17 protein-coding genes are annotated in these 16,074 nt (G+C 68.2%); 7 read left to right on the top strand and 10 right to left on the bottom strand.

Annotated elements, in window-relative coordinates; all coding sequences use genetic code 11:
- Positions 1-70: 70 nt before the first annotated feature.
- Entirely contained in the window at positions 71-424 is a 354-nt protein-coding gene (locus tag ACFY9E_RS36125; RefSeq protein ID WP_390991772.1) for a hypothetical protein, read from the top strand.
- 65 nt (positions 425-489) lie between these two features.
- Here the strand turns inward: ACFY9E_RS36125 and ACFY9E_RS36120 are convergent, their stop codons facing one another.
- The 10 genes from ACFY9E_RS36120 to ACFY9E_RS36075 form a co-directional block, all read right to left on the bottom strand.
- Positions 490-720: a hypothetical protein gene (locus ACFY9E_RS36120; RefSeq protein WP_390991769.1), complete on the bottom strand. Its 231-nt coding sequence runs from the start codon at positions 718-720 to the stop codon at positions 490-492.
- A gap of 285 nt (positions 721-1,005) precedes the next feature.
- Positions 1,006-1,476, bottom strand: a complete 471-nt coding sequence (locus ACFY9E_RS36115) for a pilus assembly protein TadG-related protein (RefSeq protein WP_390991766.1) — start codon at positions 1,474-1,476, stop codon at positions 1,006-1,008.
- Positions 1,473-1,901 carry a TadE/TadG family type IV pilus assembly protein gene (locus ACFY9E_RS36110; RefSeq protein WP_390991763.1) on the bottom strand — a complete coding sequence of 143 codons (429 nt, stop codon included), beginning with the start codon at positions 1,899-1,901 and terminating at the stop codon, positions 1,473-1,475. Before ACFY9E_RS36110 ends, ACFY9E_RS36115 begins: the two co-directional genes overlap by 4 nt.
- Before the next feature lies 1 nt (position 1,902).
- Positions 1,903-2,364 (bottom strand): TadE family protein, encoded by a 462-nt coding sequence (locus ACFY9E_RS36105; RefSeq protein ID WP_097219035.1) that lies wholly within the window; start codon positions 2,362-2,364, stop codon positions 1,903-1,905.
- 29 nt (positions 2,365-2,393) lie between these two features.
- Positions 2,394-2,645: a hypothetical protein gene (locus tag ACFY9E_RS36100; RefSeq protein ID WP_010041603.1), complete on the bottom strand. Its 252-nt coding sequence runs from the start codon at positions 2,643-2,645 to the stop codon at positions 2,394-2,396.
- An 88-nt stretch (positions 2,646-2,733) separates the two neighbouring features.
- The gene (locus ACFY9E_RS36095) at positions 2,734-3,657 is read right to left on the bottom strand and encodes a type II secretion system F family protein (protein ID WP_390991759.1); all 924 of its coding nucleotides are present in this window, start codon (positions 3,655-3,657) and stop codon (positions 2,734-2,736) included.
- Positions 3,657-4,607 (bottom strand): type II secretion system F family protein, encoded by a 951-nt coding sequence (locus tag ACFY9E_RS36090; RefSeq protein ID WP_390991928.1) that lies wholly within the window; start codon positions 4,605-4,607, stop codon positions 3,657-3,659. The genes ACFY9E_RS36095 and ACFY9E_RS36090 overlap by 1 nt, the downstream gene beginning before the upstream one ends.
- A gap of 46 nt (positions 4,608-4,653) precedes the next feature.
- A complete protein-coding gene (locus ACFY9E_RS36085) occupies positions 4,654-5,961 on the bottom strand; it encodes an ATPase, T2SS/T4P/T4SS family (protein ID WP_390991756.1) in 1,308 nt (435 codons plus the stop codon).
- Positions 5,958-6,836, bottom strand: a complete 879-nt coding sequence (locus ACFY9E_RS36080) for a hypothetical protein (RefSeq protein ID WP_390991753.1) — start codon at positions 6,834-6,836, stop codon at positions 5,958-5,960. Before ACFY9E_RS36080 ends, ACFY9E_RS36085 begins: the two co-directional genes overlap by 4 nt.
- A 17-nt stretch (positions 6,837-6,853) precedes the next feature.
- Positions 6,854-7,579: an SAF domain-containing protein gene (locus tag ACFY9E_RS36075; RefSeq protein WP_390991750.1), complete on the bottom strand. Its 726-nt coding sequence runs from the start codon at positions 7,577-7,579 to the stop codon at positions 6,854-6,856.
- 803 nt (positions 7,580-8,382) lie between these two features.
- Here ACFY9E_RS36075 and ACFY9E_RS36070 point away from each other — a divergent pair.
- The 6 genes from ACFY9E_RS36070 to ACFY9E_RS36045 all read left to right on the top strand — a co-directional run bounded on the left by ACFY9E_RS36070 (position 8,383) and on the right by ACFY9E_RS36045 (position 15,860).
- Positions 8,383-10,431 (top strand): hypothetical protein, encoded by a 2,049-nt coding sequence (locus ACFY9E_RS36070; RefSeq protein WP_390991747.1) that lies wholly within the window; start codon positions 8,383-8,385, stop codon positions 10,429-10,431.
- Entirely contained in the window at positions 10,421-11,662 is a 1,242-nt protein-coding gene (locus ACFY9E_RS36065; RefSeq protein WP_390991744.1) for a hypothetical protein, read from the top strand. Before ACFY9E_RS36070 ends, ACFY9E_RS36065 begins: the two co-directional genes overlap by 11 nt.
- 246 nt (positions 11,663-11,908) lie before the next feature.
- The gene (locus ACFY9E_RS36060; RefSeq protein WP_390991741.1) at positions 11,909-12,565 is read left to right on the top strand and encodes a hypothetical protein; all 657 of its coding nucleotides are present in this window, start codon (positions 11,909-11,911) and stop codon (positions 12,563-12,565) included.
- A gap of 38 nt (positions 12,566-12,603) precedes the next feature.
- On the top strand, positions 12,604-13,587 hold the full coding sequence (locus ACFY9E_RS36055; RefSeq protein WP_390991738.1) for a hypothetical protein: 984 nt from the start codon (positions 12,604-12,606) through the stop codon (positions 13,585-13,587).
- Positions 13,588-14,184: 597 nt separating this feature from the next.
- On the top strand, positions 14,185-14,532 hold the full coding sequence (locus ACFY9E_RS36050; protein ID WP_390991735.1) for a hypothetical protein: 348 nt from the start codon (positions 14,185-14,187) through the stop codon (positions 14,530-14,532).
- Positions 14,529-15,860, top strand: a complete 1,332-nt coding sequence (locus tag ACFY9E_RS36045) for a hypothetical protein (RefSeq protein WP_390991732.1) — start codon at positions 14,529-14,531, stop codon at positions 15,858-15,860. Before ACFY9E_RS36050 ends, ACFY9E_RS36045 begins: the two co-directional genes overlap by 4 nt.
- Positions 15,861-16,074: the final 214 nt, after the last annotated feature.

The raw sequence follows: 16,074 nt of genomic DNA, 5'->3' as shown, positions 1-16,074 counted from the left end.
CTTCGAGTGCCTGGCCGTAAGCCGGTACGGTTCTGCTGAGATCAGGGTGTCGACGTTGGGGGGCTGCCGGATGGGCAAGGGAAAGAGCGACCTCGCGCTTCCGCTGACCGAGCTGGAGAGCTACGGGCGCCGGCTGCGGTCCATCAAGACCCGTCTGAATCACACCAAGAAGCTTTTCGAGTCCTACAAGGACGACATCGGCGACGGCAGCGTCAATGACGCGCTCGACGATTTCGAGTCCAACTGGGAGGACGGGCGTGAGGACATCACGCAGCAGCTGGACGCGCTCGCGAGCATGTCGGACGCCGTGGTGCGCGAGTTCAAGAAGCTGGACGACGAACTCGCCAAGAAGGTGAACGACGCCGTGAAGACCGAGGACAAACGGGGCGGAAAAGGCGGCAAGGGGGACAGCGGGGGGAAGTAGACCGCTGCCGAGAAACGCGAGAAGGCCCAGAATCCTGAGATCCAGGGCCTTTTCCTATGCGTTCGTCAGGAAGCGACGGCCGCGTTGAGGTGCAGGTCCGCCGCGATGCCCTGCGGCGAGACGGCGAGGCCCACGCCGCCGCCGACACCGGCGGTGAGGCCGGCGGCCGTGGTCTCGACGTAGAGACCGGCTGCGGCGCCGGCACCCGCGGTGGCGCCACCCGCCTGACCGCCGGCGATGATGTCCAGCTCGGCGTCGGACATCTGGGCGGTCTGGATCTGCGGGGTGAAGGCCATGAGGGGCGGTTCCCTTCGTAAGAACAATGCGAAGTGCTCGAGCGCGACCGATCAAAGCACGTCTGAAGAAGGCACGGCCAGTCAGCGGTTATGGGTGGGAGTCGGATTCCGGGGAGCGAATTCATGGGTGTGACCATTCGGTCACCGAAGACCTCGCGACCTTCACGCCCTCTGCCACTGCGCGATACAGGAACGCGGTCCGCGGCGCGAAAATGGGCCTCTGCCCGGCACCGTCACGACCTCACGGTGAACGGTGTGCAGATTCGCCGAATGTTCCGGATCGGCTCAGCCGACCTCGTTCTGCGCCACCGCCTGGCCGTGGACCACCACGTCGCCGCCGTAGAACATCCCCGTGAAGACCGGGGAGTACGTGAGCTGGACCTCGACCTCGACCTGCTCGGCGTTCGCCGCCACGCAGTGGGTCGCTCCGATGTCCGCACCCGTCATGTCCATCTCGCGGGCGAAGGCCTTCACGCGGGCGTCGCAGTTCTCGAAGTTGATGGGGGCGGGGCCGCCCTCGTTCTCGTAGAGGGCGTCGCGGTCGATGTCCTGCGCGGCGTAGCGGGCCGCCTGTTCTGCGATGTCGGCGGCGCGTTCCCGCTTGGAGATGGACAGGCCGCCGTCGATGACGAAGGCGGAGAGGGAGAGGAAGACGAGCGTGAAGATGATGACCGCGCCGGCGCCCGAGCCGCGGTCGTCCAACTGTGCGCGGCGGGCCGCCCAACGTGCCCGCCAGTACGGCAGGAGGTGTCTCACGCCGACCTCCGGAAGGGATCGAGCGGGGAGCTGAAGCTCGACGACAGGGTCGTCGGGACGTCGAGGCCGAGCATGGCGAGTCCCCGCACCTGGCAGCTCACCTCGACCGTGAAGATGGTGTCCGGTTCGAAGCCCTGGCTGGTCTGCGTGACGGACACCGGGCCCGAGCAGACGTCCGCCAGATTCGCCTCGGCGGCCTTCTTCGCCTCGGCCATGGCCGTCGCGTGGTCCTTCTGGATCGACCCGGCGCGGGCCGCGTCCCGGGCCGCGCCGTCGAGCGCTCCACGGCCGTCCACGAGCTGGCCGAAGGCCACCAGGACCAGGATGAACAGGATCATCACCGGCGCGAGGATCACGACCTCGACGGTGGACAGGCCGCTGTCGTCCGCGAACCGGCGGCCCTCCTGAACCGAGGGGACGGACATGTCAGTTCCCCTCTTCCTGGACGAACCGCTCCACCGGCCCCACCGACTGCGCGTGGACCGTCAGGTCCAGCCCGGGAAACACCGTCGGTACCCTCGCCGCGATCTCCACGCCCACCGTGTTCTGCTCCGGCTGCACCATCGTCACGTCCGGGGAGAGGACCAGCTGCGGGCCCAACTGCCGGATGTAGCTGTCCACGACGTCCCGTGCCTCGCCCCGCCACGCGCCCGGCTGCTCGTCGGCCGTGGCGCGGGCCTTGCGGGCTCCGGCCTGGGCCGCCGCCTGGGCGACATGGTCCGCGAAGAAGTACAGGGCGAACTGCACGGTCGCGAAAATCATGAAGAAGAGGACCGGGGTGAGCAGCACGAACTCGATCGCGGTCATGCCTGAGTCGCCGCGGGTGGCCGCCCGTTCCCGTGCGGCCCGCACCCAGCGGCGTACCCGTCTGCTGACGTCTGCCGGCATCCCCGTGAACCCCGTTGCTCCCGAGACGGTCAGCAGGTCTTGCCCGCGTCCGCACCCTTGATGCAGTCGCCGACCTTGTTGGCGCCCTCGCTCAGCGCGGCGTTGATGATGGCGGCCACGACACCGACGATCGCCACGACGACCGCGGAGATGATGACCCACTCGACCGCGGAGGCACCGCGGTCCAGTTCGCCGGAGCGGGCACGCTCGGTGCGGGCCTGGAGGAAGGTGACGAGGAAGTCCACGGCGGGGATGCCGGTGTGGAAGTTACGTCCGTTCATGACGTCTTGTCCTTTCGAAATCGGTTCACGGAGTTCTGGAGTTGTGAAGGTCGCTCACTGCGAGCTCACCGCGAGGCTCACGCACGGCTCACTGCACCTGGAACACCCGCATCGCCGCCGGAAAGATAAGGAACACCAGGAACCCGGCGCACAGCAGAAGCTGCGCCACGAGCATCGACTGGGACTTCTCGCCCGCGCTGCCCTCGATCTCGGCGAGCTCGCGGTGCCGCATGGTCTCGGCGCGGGAGGCGAGGGACTCGCGGACCTTGGCACCGTCGTCCGCGACCAGGGCCAGGGAGGCGGAGAGGTCCTTGAGTTCCTCGACGCCGATCTCCTCGCCGAGCGCGCCGAGCGCCTGCCACTGGCTGACGCCGGTGATGCGGGCGTCGGACAGGGCGTTGCGGATGCGCTGGTTGGCCCAGCCGTCGGACACCTCGGCCGCCGCCATCAGCGCCTCGGGCAGACCGCGTCCGCCGGCGAGGCTCATCGACACCAGGTCGAGGTAGGCGCCGATCACGCGCCGCAGGTCGCGCCGCTTCTCGGCGGCGTCCCGCCGTACCTCCAGGTCGGGCAGGAAGAAGAAGACCGCCGCGAAGAGCAGGGCCAGCCAGACCGGGATGATCGGGCTCCTGCCGAAGCCCAGCGTGTAGACGATGGCGAACAGGAACGGGCCGAAGAACAGCCCGGCCACGCCCAGCAGCACCTTCGTCGCCAGGAACTTCTCCCAGCTGCGGTCCAGCACCGCGAGGTCCGCGCGCAGCGAGCGCTGCTCCCAGCCCTGCTGGAGGTAGAACTCCGAGACGCGCAGGCCGACTTCGGCCCGCAGCGCGCCCAGGCGCCCCTTCTCCCGCTCGACGCGGGCCGACTCGTAGGCCGAGCCGCGGGCCCGCATCGCGTCGATCCGCGCGACCTGTGAGATCGCGCTGCGCTTGCCGGGCATGAGGGCGCGCACGAGGGCGTAGAGGCCCAGACCGAGGACGGCGCCGACGACGAGCGGCATCGTGAGGTCCATCAGCGAACCCCCTCTTCCTGCGGCAGCCGCTGCTGGGACTGCGCTTGCGACGGCGTCCTCGGACGGACGAACTGGACGGAGGCCTCGTCGCGGACCAGGAAGCGCTCGGGCGTCTCGATGGTGGACAGCTTGCGCAGCCACCAGAAGCCGAGCGCGAACAGGCCGCAGACACAGGCCAGGACGAGCTGGCCGACGGCCGTTCCGTACGGCGCCACGAAGTCACGGTTGAAGATCGACAGGCCGAGGACGAACGCGACGGAGACCGCCACGACGATCTGCACGGACCTGCGGGTCGACGCGCGCTGGGCCATGACCCGTTGGCGCATGTCGACCTCCTCGCGGGCCGACTTGGCCAGGGCGCCCAGGACCTGGCGCAGGCCCGGGCCGCGCAGCCGGGCGTTGAGGATGAGGGCCGCGACGATGATGTCGGCGGAGGCGTCGTCGATCTCGTCGGCGAGCTGCTGGAGCGCCTCGGGCAGCGGGGTGCGGGCACGCAGCCGGTCGACGAGGGCGTCGAGGTGGGGTCGCAGGACGGGGGCCGCGGCGCGGGCGGAGGCCGGGATGGCCTGCTCCAGGCCGACGGCGCCGGCGATGGTGTCGCGCAGGGACTCCGTCCAGGAGGCCAGGGCCTCCACGCGGCGCATGGCGGCCCGCTCCTCACCGGCTCCGCCGAACAGGCGGTCCCAGAAGAAGACGAGGACACCGGCCGCGAGGCCCGCGACGGCCCAGCGGGTGAGGACCAGGACGACCAGGCCGACGATGGCGGCGAGCGAGCCGCGCCGGCCGGCGAAGCGGATGAGTTCGCTCGCCCGCTCGGCGGCCTTCTGCTTCTCGTGGTCGGGCTTGACGGGCAGCCCGCGGACGGCGACGAGAAGGAGGGCGAGTCCGCCGCCGACGGCGACACCGCTCCCTATCGAGTACAGGACGGTGGTGGAGAACAGGCCGCCCATGGAGCCGAGCGAGCCGATGGCCGCGAGAGTCGTGTTCATGCCCGGCTCACCCCCAGGTCCCGGACGGCCGGTAGCCGTGTGCCATCAGTTCCTCCAGGCAGGCTATGGGGGCGTGCGGCACGATCCGGCCGTCGGGGGCCTCCGCGAACACCTCGCTGGACAGCACGCGTCCGTCGACGCCGTTGACCTCGCGGACGGAGGTCACCATGCGCTGGAGGCGGCCGCCGTTACCGTAGTTGTTGCGCCGCTGGATGAAGACGACGAAGTTGACCGCGCCCGCGATCAGCATCTGGCTGGCCTCGATGGGCAGCCGTTCCGTGGCCTGCAGCGCGTAGGTGGAAATACGGTTGAAGACCTCGTGCGAGCTGTTGGCGTGGATCGTGGACAGGGAGCCGTCGTTGCCCTGCGACATCGCGTTGAGCATGGTGACGATCTCGTCACCGAGGACCTCACCCACGATGACGCGGGAGGGGTTCATACGCAGCGAGCGGCGCACCAGTTCCGCCATCGAAATGGCGCCCTGGCCCTCGGAGTTGGGCAGGCGCTCCTCGAAGGCGACGACGTTGGGGTGCAGGTCGGGGAAGGTGTCGAGGCCGAGCTCCAGGGCCCGTTCGACGGTGATGAGGCGCTCGTGCGGCGGGATCTCGTTGGCGAGGGCGCGCAGCAGCGTGGTCTTACCGGCGTTGGTGGCGCCGGCGATCATGATGTTCTTGCGGGCGCGGACCGCGCAGGCCATGAAGTGCGCGACCTCGGGCGACAGCGTGCCGTTGCCGACGAGGTCGGAGATGAACACCTTGCCCATGCGCGCCCGGCGGATGGACAGCGCGGGGCGCCGCGTGACGTCCATGACGGCCGACAGACGCGAACCGTCGGGGAGCCGCAGGTCGAGCTGCGGGTTGGCGGAGTCGAAGGGACGCGAGGACAGACCCGAGTACGCGCCCAGCACCTGGATGAGCTCGATGAGCTCCTCGTCGGTCTCGGCGACGGGATCGCCCTGCACCTCACGGCCGTCGGCGTACCCGACGAACACCTGGTCGCAGCCGTTGATGTCGATGTTCTCGACCTCGGGGTTGTCCAGCAGCGGCTGGAGCCGGCCGACGCCGAACAGCGCGGCGTGCACGGCGGCCGCGTACTGCTCCTCGGTCTCGGCGTCCAGCGGCGTACGGCCCGCGTTGATCTCGGCGCGGGCGTACTCCTCCAGGATCTGGGCTATGACGGCGCGGGCGTACTGCCGTTCGTCCTCCGTGGACATCGGAGTGACGCCCGCGACCTGGTCCTGCCTGCGCTGCTCGGCGATGCGGTCGCCGGCGTCCTGGCGGAACCGCTTGACCAGACCGTGGTCGACAGCGGTCATGCGCCGGCCCCCGCGTGGCCCGGGGCGGGCGGGGCGTGGTGGGCCTGGGGTGCCTGGTTGGCCTGGGCGGAGGCGGCCCAGGCGGCGCCGTACTGCTGGTAGAGGTCGGCGGCGACCTTGCGGGCCGAGCGGATCAGCAGCGACTTGTCGAGACGGCCGCGCTTGCGGCCGGCCAGCTGGTCGGCGCCGGCCGGGTCGTCGGCGATGGTGCCGACCACGCGGGCGCCGGTCTGGGCGTGCACGAGCATGTCGTTGACCTGCGAGGCGAGCTTGCCGGCCGTGCCGGTGTCGGCGATCAGGACGACGCCGATCATCGGAGTGCCGAGGCTCGCGGCGCCACGCGGTCCGCCGTGCAGCTTGCCCGCGAGGGCGGCGGCGCGGTCGCGGACGCGCGCGATGGCCTCCGGCTCGGTGCGCGAGATGAGCAGCACGAGCGCGGCGTGCGGGAACAGTTCGACGGCCGGGGTGTCCCCGCTGATGCGCCCGCAGTCGGCGATGACGTCGGCGGCGGCGTGCGGGGAGTCGGCGAGGGAGCTGAAGGCGTGCCCGAGGGTCGGCCACAACCCCGCGAGCCCGGCGGCCTGTTCGGCGATCCCGAGCCCGACGAGGACCTCCAGCCCGCCGCTCAGCGGCTGTACGTGGTCCCAGAGCTGGTCGGGCACGAGGCCGCGGCGCGCGGTGGCCGCGATGGAGAGCATGCCGGTGTTCGGGTTGAGCGGTCCGCCGTGCGCCGCGGCACTGCGGTAGACGAGGTCACCGCCCGCCGGGTCCGCCTCGGCGAGCAGGACACGCCGCGGCCAGACCGCCGCGAGTGCGACGGCCGCGGTGGTGACGCCGGGGGAACCCTTGTCGGCGGCGAGAGCGATGAGCGCCATGGGTCGAGTGCCGCCTTCTAGTTGCCGGGGACGTGCACGATGGCGACTTCGTTCGCGGCCGCCGCGGAGGCGAGCGCGGCCGCGTCGGCCTGGTCGACGAGGAGGGTGAGCGACAGGTTGCCCGTGCTCACGGTCGCGTCGTCGTCCGCTGCGACGTTGCTCACGCGCGCGTCGTCGACGAGGGCGCCGCCGGCGGCCGAGGTGCCGCCCGAGCCGGTGCTGTCGTCGGAGTTGTTCGCGTTGGAGCCGGTGGATCCAACGCGGTAGGCGGCAACGACGTCGCCGGCCTTGATGTCCGCCGGGTACGTGCCCTCCTTGAGGGCGAGTCCGACGGCGGCCTTGCCGGCGGGCAGATCCGCCTTCTTGGCGAACATCTGGCCCATCACGACGGTGTCGGGGTAGATCGTCGTCTTGGCCTTGAGGGTCTTGAGCGTTTCCAGCTGCGACCACTTGACGTAGTTGATGCTGTCATCGGCGGCGACCATCACCGACGTCACGTTGTCCTTGGTGACGGCCTCCCCGGCCTGGATCTCCTTCGTCACCTTGACGACCTCGACGCGGTTCCCGACCTGCAGCACGAGCATCGTCACGCCCAGCGCACCCACCAGGATGAGCAGCACCGCGAGCGCGGCCAGAGCCGGTTTGCGCTCGCGAGGCGGGGTGGGAAGCCGGTCACCGACCGACGGCTGAGCCGGAACGGCAGAACGACCTGCGCCCGCCCCCGTACGCTCTTGGATCTTCACGCAACCGCTCCCCGTACACCCAAGAAGATGTCTGTCATGTGCCTTCACATTGGGACACTTCACCCGCGTCGGCCCACACGGAGAAGTGCGGGACGGGCCGGACGTACCCGCCCGGCTTGGGCGAATAGTCAGCACTGGGGGTGAGTGTCAAGCCATCGCACCGTATCAGCCGCACATAAGCCCCTCAAGGCGCGCCCGGCCCCACGGGGCGCAGGACGCGGCCTGTTATCCATCTGCAACGTCCCGCCCGCTCGACCCGTCCGGGGCCAGCTCGGCATGGGCGCACCACCTGTGCACCAGCGAATCAACGCCCGCCTCAACACCCCTGCGTATACGGCCGGTTCGCCACCTGTCGGCCATCATGCCTGCACGAATCACTCACGAAGTCGGGGCGGCCCTGCTCCGTGATCTTGCCTCTTGGGGGTGACGGCCAGAGCAGAGAGAGCTACCGGCACCAGTCCTCTCCCCCACCCTCCAGTGCCCTGCGGACGTAACCGGAGGCAGGGGATGACCGAGGGAATGCTCGATGCGACGGAGGCGGCTGGGTGCGCCGGAGGGTACGAGGGCACTGCTCCGGACTCCTCGATCAGGGCACGCCACATGCCGTCCCGCACTCCCTTCGGCTCCCCGGCCCGCCCCGAGCCCCGGCGGACCCGCCCCCAAATCCCCTCGCACAACGCCCACTCGATCCTGACGAGCCCCTCCGGGAAACCGGCCAAGCCGCAACCAGCCGACCTGTAGCACTCGCGAAGCCCCGAGTAGAGTGCCGCGCGGACATCGATCGGACCGCGGGGGACTCACCGGTGAGAGCAGTCACGGCGAACAACGCCTGCGCAGCACGGATACGGGCACGGAGCAACGGCCGCGCCCGCGTTCTCCGGCTGCTCCTCGCCCTCTGCTCGCTGGCGTCTCTCTTCGCAACCGCCACCCCGGCCGACGCCGCGGACTCACCCACCCAGGCCGCCTACCTCGCCGACCGCCTCCGCGAGAACCCGGTCCACGTCACCGACCAACTCCCCCGGGAGGTCCCACGGTCCACCGCCCCCGAGTTCGCGAGGCTCGCCAAGAAGACCGGCGTCCCGACCTATGTCCTGGTCCTGCCCATGCAAAGCAGCACGGACGGCAAGCAGCTGCTCGGCGCGGTGCACGACCGGCTCGGGCGCGAGGGGCTGTACGTCCTGATCGAGGGGACGGACGTCGCGGCGGCCACGGCCTACGGCGTTCGCGCCCCCGCCGACGCCGCCACCACCGTCTCGCAGTACGAACTCGCCTACGACGCGGGTCCTTTGCTCGGTTTCGAGCGCTTCGTCGACGTCATCGCGCAGGGTGAGGAGCAGGCCACCGCCCGCGCCGAGGCCGCTCGCCGGACGTACCGGGACGACGAGCCCGCCGAGATGTACATCGGCCCGTCCGACCGCCGCAACCAGTCGTTCCTCACGGGGATCATGCTGACCGGCGTACCGCTGCTGATCGTCCTGACGGCCGGGTTCGTGCGCCGCGGCCGTCGGCGTACCGGGGCCGAGCGGCGCGTCCCCCGGTGGGTCGTGCCCGCCGCGGCCGTCCTCACCGCCGCGGCGATCGTCCTCACCGCTCCCGTCGTCTTCGACCAGACCAAGTCGAGCGCGGCGCAGCCGCCCACCCCCGCCGACCTGTCCGCCCGGGTGGAACGAGTCGCGGCGGGCCTGAAGCAGGACCCGGTGTACGCCGACCCGGAGAGCCCCCGCGTCCTCGACTCGCGCCAACTGGACCGGCTGCACGAGCGGATCCGGGACTTCCGGCGTTCCGACGGCGGCGGCCCGGTGTACGTCTCCCTCGTGCCGCAGACGCCGGAGAGCGAGTCGGCCGGCGACGCGGAGCTGTTCGCCGCGGCGGTGCACGCCAAGGTGGGCGAGGACGGGATGTACGTGGTCGCCGACCCGGACGTCGGCACGATCGACGTCTACAACCACGGGCTGCGCCTGGACCCCAACCGCCTTTCCTTCGACCTGCCGGACTCCGTCAGGTTCGGTGACAGCAAGGCGGACGAGGCCGACGACCACCTCCTCGGTGAACGCCTCGACGCGCTGATGACCTTCCTCGACAAGGCCCCCCGTACCGACCGGCCGCAGTCCGAGCCCGCCCCGGCCGCCGCCCCGAGGGCCGCGGACGAGAACACCCTCCCTCCCCTGTTCGCCACCGACTTCTGGCCCGGCCTGTTCGTGGGTGCCTTCGCGGCCCTCCTGCTGTCGGGCGTCGCCGCCGGGGCGACGTGGATCGTCCGGGCCCTGCTGCGGTGGCGCTCACCCGCACCCGAGCCGTCCGACCGCCTGCCGTTCACCTCCCCGACCGAACCGTCGACCTCCTACCTCCGACACACCGCGTACGCCGAACTCACGTCACTCGCGGGCCAGTTCACCGACCCTGACGACCGCGCCCGCGCCTGGGAGCACCTCGACGCGGCGCTGCTCCTCGTCGACGGCGACCCCGGCCGCGTCCGGCAACCGGGGACGGATCCCGCGACCCTGGTCGCCGTCATCGTGCTCGCCCGAGCGGGCAGGGCCGCCCTCACCGGCGAGGCGGCCGACCTGTGCTGCGGCGTCAACCCGCTGCACGGCCGCGCCGGCCACCGCCACCACGTCCGCGTCTCGGCCGAGGGCAACAGACGCCGGCTGCTCCCCGTCTGCGAGCCCTGCCATGACACGGCCGTCGCCGAACCGGGCGGCATCCCGGGCCGGCTGCTCAAGCTCCCCGACCCCTCCCTCGGCAACACCCGCCTCCCCTACTACGACGTGACCGACGGCCCCCTGACCGCCATACCGAACGGAATCGCCCGGCTCATCGACAAGGTGAGGGAGACCGCAGGTGTCCACTGACGTCAAGCGTCTGATCACGCTCCTGGTGGCGCTGCTCTTCGCGGCGCTCACCACCACGGCCGCACGGGCCGCCGACGGCGACACCCCGAGCGCCGGCCGGCGCATCGCGAACGCCCTGCGCACCTCCCCGGTCTACGTCGACGAGGCCTACGCCGATGCCGTACCGCCGTCCCGGCAGCGGCAACTGGCGGACCGGATCCGCCGCACGGGCCTGCCCATCAAGGTCGTGCTCACGCCCTTCACCAAGGGCGACGCCTTCGACGGCGACTCCGACGTCCTGGCGGGGATCGTCCGCGACCGGCTCGCGGACGAGCGCGAACTCGTCCTCATCACGACGGACAGCGACTTTCCCGACTCCCTTCAGGGCTACGAGTGGCCCGCCGAGACCCACCAGGCCGAGAGGGCCGTTGCCGCCACCGGCTTCCTGGACGAGATGCGGGACGCGGGACTGGCGGACCTGACCGCGAAGGCCGTGGACCTGGTGGCGGAGGGCAAGGGCGAGCAGCGTTACGAGGAGGCGATGAGGGACCTGGGCGGTTCGGCCCGGCCCGCGAAGCGCGGCCCCGGCTCCGGCTCCGGATCGGACTCCGGCAGCACAAGTTGGTGGCTGCTCATCGGCGTACCGGTCCTCGCCCTGACCGCGCTCGCGACCCGCGCCGTCCTGGTCCGTTCCCGCAAGCCCTCCCCGGCCATCCCCCAACTGGTGTTCGCGACGGCCCGCGCGGCCGACGAGGCGGGGGTGCGACGCCGGGCGGAGGCGGAGGTACTGGCGCTGGGCGATGCGACCCGGGCCGCCGACGTGGCCACCACACCCGGTCTCCAGCAGGCCCTCGACGCCTACGCCGCAGCCGGCAAGGTCCTCGACGAGGCCCGGGGCCTGCCGGACCTGGCAGGCGCCCTGGCCCTGGCGCAGGAGGGCCGCGACGCCCTGGTCGGCTCCCCCGGCCTTCCCCTCTGCTTCTTCAACCCCCTGCACGGCCGCGCGGCCCTGCGCACCGGTTGGCGCCCGCTCGGCCGCCGGGACCGGCTGGACGTGGCGGTGTGCCAGGAGTGCGCGGACGCCCTACGGGACCGCCGCGCCCCGGAGGTGCTCACCGACACGGACGAGAACGGCCGGGCGGTGCCGTACTTCGAGGTCCCGGCCGGGCGGAGCGCGTGGGCGGCGAGCGGGTACGGCTCGCTGATGTCGCCGTTGGACGGCCATACCTCCCGCCTGTTGAGGCCCAGTTGATGCGCGCGCGGCCGGTCCTCAGTGAATGCGGCGCCCATCACCGCCAGTTACGGGCGGAGCGACGAGACTCACAGGCTGGATGGACTTCGCCCGCATGCGGGCCTCGGAGTCACGGAAGGCCCACCGGTACCGTCAGTGCGCATACCGAACTTCTGTGTTCTCACAGAAATTCGCACTGGTGAAATCAGGAGCCTCACCGATACCGTCAGTACTCTGGACTGTTCTTCTGTCTCACGGGGAGTCACTGTGAAGCGCCGCCCATTGCCCGTTGCTGCCGCGCTCGTGGCAACGGCAGCCCTCCTGTTGACGGCCTGCGGTAGCGGGGACGACAGCTCGAAGAGCAACGACAAGATCGCAGGGGCCGATACGGGCAAGACGTCGCCATCGGCTTCACCGAGCGCCAGCTCATCCGGTCCCGCCGACAGGCCCAAGATCACGTTCCCCGACGGCGTGGAGAACGAGTTCGAGGGCTGGAAGACGGGCGACCCGTCCAAGGACGCAGTGCTGTCCGACGTGACGCAGACGGTGAACGCGGTGGACGATGCGATCCTCCGCGGCGACACCAACTCGTCGACACTGGCGTACTACCGCAAAGGCAAGGCGCTCGTCAGCGCGCAGAAGTGGGTCCTGGCCTGGCTGGACGAGGACCTCACCTGGACCGGCGTTACGCGGTACTTCGATCCGAAAGTCGAGGTCGCGGACAGCGACACTGCCGCGGTCGTCTACTGCGCCGACGAGAGCAAGGCCTTCAACAAGAACCGCAAGACCGGAACGGTGGACAAGACACCGTCCGACGAGAGCCCGTACGTCACGTACAGCACACAGCTCAAGAAGAACAGCGATGGGGTCTGGCAGACCACCGACGTCCTCTCGAAGAGAGGCGACAAGACGTGCGCGCGCTGAACCGTAGCCTCACCACAGCCAGTGTTCTCGTCGTAGCCATGGCAATGACCGCCGGCTCCGCAGCGGCCAAGGGCCCCGGTGCCTCCGAGGCGGAGGTGGCAACCAGCGGCAAGAGATCCGGGAGCGATCTCGTCTCCATGATCAGGTACACGAGCACCACCACCGGCCGTGGTGGTGGCGAAGGCAACGTCACGCCTGTGGGCAACTGGACGCCGCCCGCGTGCTGGTACGAACCCCGCTCCGCGGCTGAGTTCTCCAAGTACGTCGAGAGCATGTACGACGAGACGGTCAACACCCCGGGGCAGCACAGCTATGCCAAGGCTTCCGTGGGCATGTTCCGCAATGAATACAAGGACGGAAAGTACAAGAACTACAACCTCGACAAGAAGGACGAGGGCAACTGGTGGGTAGCCGTCCGCGACGAAGACCGCTGGACGGAGCCCGCGGCCCAGCTCTGCGACAAGCAGCCGTTCTGGGTGGAGAACGGTGACGCCCCACCCGTGGAGAACGCCGTCACCCCGCAAGTCCTGGCGGAACTCGCCTACAACCGCATCCGACTGCCGAAAACCGAAGTCACCCTCGCACCCGAGACGACCACCAAGGTCAACCTCCCCACCTGGGCCTGGCTGGACAAGGCACGCTTCAAAGAAGCCTCCGTGACAGCCGCGCTCGACGTGGGCGGCCTCAACATCCAGGCCACCACCACCGCCAAGCCGGTCTCGCTCAAGCTGGAATCCGGTACGCCCCACGCCGAGACCTATCCCGCCTCCGGCGAGTGCACGATCAACGACGACGGCTCGATCGGCGAGCCGTACGCCAAGGGCAAGGCCGACCACACCCCACCCTGCGGCATCAGGTACCTCCGCTCCTCCGGCAACGGCACCTTCAACCTCCAAGCCACCGTGACCTGGGAGATCACCTGGACCGGCACGGGCAGCCCCAACCCGACCCAGCTCCCCAACGGCACCTTCGGCAACGACCAGGACGTCACCGTGCAGGAGATCCAGTCCGTCAACAGGTGACGGGGCCTGAAAGCAGCCGGCCTTCGCGCTTGCACAACAGCACGAGGGCTCCGGCCAGGCGCCCCAAAGAAGTACGAGGCACGCCAAGGGCTGGATCGAGGCCGGCTGACTGAGCCCGGAATCCTGCAGCAGTGCCAGCCCTGTATGCCGCCCAGGCCCAGCCCGGGGCCGGCCGCCTGGGCGGCAGCGACCAAAACGCAAACCAAACCCGGAGAACCCATATACCCGAATCGCCGCTGTTCTCAGTGCAGTTCGCGCTGGCGAAACCGAGAACCACACCGATAGCGTCAACACTCTCGACTGAACCGCTACCTCAGGGGGGAGCCCATGCCGAAGTGCCACCCTTTGCCCGTTGCTGTCGCGTCGACGGCGGCAGCACGCTTCCTCACCGCTGCCACAGGACAGCCTGTCCGGCAGCAATAACAAGATCAACGCTGACCTCGGCGCTTCGGCTGCACCCAGGGAGGTTCGACCTCAATCCCGACAAATCCTTCGTCGGGTCTGGTCCGCCAGCGAGAGAGCGCCCGACTGCATCTTCGGCAACGGCGTGGCCATCGCCCCGTTCATGCGATCAGAGCCGTCAACTGCCGATCGCAGATGATCATCAATATCCAACCAAGGAAGACTCGGCGGACCGTTGTGGCACAAGACTCTGACCTGATCGTCAATATCGATCTACTGGTTGATTCGGAATCTCGACTCAAGTCGATCAAAAAGGAACTCAACGATCTCAACAACCGCAAAGATGATATGCACCCTTATTGGGGGAGCAGTCAAATCGCGGACGTGATGGGCGACTTCGTTGATAACTGGGAGAAGTATCGGGAGAAGATGCTCGAAACCGTCGAGAACGTGGGAAAGTTGGTCACCTCCACCATCGACGGTTTCACAGGACTTGATGCTGACCTCGCCAAAGAACTCAGGAAAGCCGGGAAGAAGAAGTGACCGCGGCCTCGAAGCCTCGCCCCAAGGACTGGCAGCCTCTCGCCGAATCGGACCCCGTGCCTGGCGACCCGGAGGAAATTCGCGCCGAAGTGAAGCACATGGCCAACATGGCAAAAACACTTCGGGCGCAGGCAAAAGATCTGATCCGGATTAGAGACGACAACGAACTGAAAGGAAAGTATGCGGGTAAGCTGCGCGAAGAGTCGGGTGACCTAGAAAAACATCTTCGAGAAGTCGCCAGCCGCTATGAACGCGTGCATGGATTCTTGAGCCAATGGGCCTCCGATTTGGAGGATTGCCAGACGGACGCCGACGACATCCTCACCGATGCGAAGCGTGAGCAGGAAGAAAACGAAGCCGCCAAGAAGAAGGCAGAGACAAACGGTGAAAGCCCTGAAAAGTCTTCAGGCGAGGATCCACTGAAGGACTATCGCACACGACTCAAGAAAGTTGAGGGCCACCGTGACGAACGCGCCGCCTACTACGCGAAGGTAATTGGTAATGAAATCAAGGACATCATCAAGGATTCTTGGTGGGAAGGTGTCGTTGATTATGTCAAGGTTGCCATCGATGTTTTGAGTTGGACTGCCACGATCATTGGCCTCGTGGCTCTCTTTATTACGCCTGTCGGCTGGGTTGCCATGGTCGCTACTGTGGCAACTGCTTTGGTTATGGGTGGTCACTTGCTTTTGGCCATCACCGGAGACGGGTCGTGGATGGACGTGGCCACGGACGCATTCTCTCTCGTCACTATGGGAATGGGCGCCAGAGCCCTTAAGGGCCTCAAAGCTGTACAGAAGGTTATGCGTAAGGCCTCTGCAAAGGAGGCAGGAAAGGCTGCTAGAGCGGCAAAGGGTGCCGAGAACAACAATAAGATCAACAATGCAATCAAGAGTGCAGATAGGCAGGCTCGAAAGAGGACCACCAGCAAAAGGAAGAGGAGAGGGGCAGAGCGGGCTCTGCAAGCGGCGCAAAAGCAGAAGAATGCGGCGCGAAATGAAGCCCGCGCAGCTGAGCGTAACAGGGAGTTGCCGGACTCCAACCGGCGCGAGTTGGCGGCATCTGGCGGAGATAAGGAATTCGCTCGGTCGTACAAAGACATCCAACGCATGCGCGCAAGCCACCCCAATTCCCCTGAAGTTTTGAAAGCCGGCCAGAACGCGGAGGTATACCGCGACAGATTCCGGACTGCCTTCGGCGCAGGGCTTACAGCGGACCTGGCGGACAAGGGATTGGGTACCAGTGATATTTGGCCGGACAAGCCCTACGTCGAAGGTTACAACGAAACCAAGGAGCAATTTGTTATGGAACGCGGGTCGGGCTGGTAAATGACTGAAACCGCATCAGGCAAAACCCTTTCGTATCCTTGAGGTGCACAGTGGAACCAAACAATTTTACCGGAATCACGGAATCCGCTACCGAACCAGAGAAGGCGGGTGCAGCAAACGGATACTCCTTGATTCTTCCACCAAATTGGAAGCGAATTCCTCTGCGCCGAAAGAGCGAGAGGGAGGCGACTGTACGGGCAATTGTTGAGTTTGC

The sequence above is a fragment of the Streptomyces sp. NPDC012466 genome (assembly GCF_042955215.1).
Classification (GTDB): Bacteria; Actinomycetota; Actinomycetes; order Streptomycetales; family Streptomycetaceae; genus Streptomyces.
This window is presented reverse-complemented; position numbering and strand designations above follow the sequence as displayed.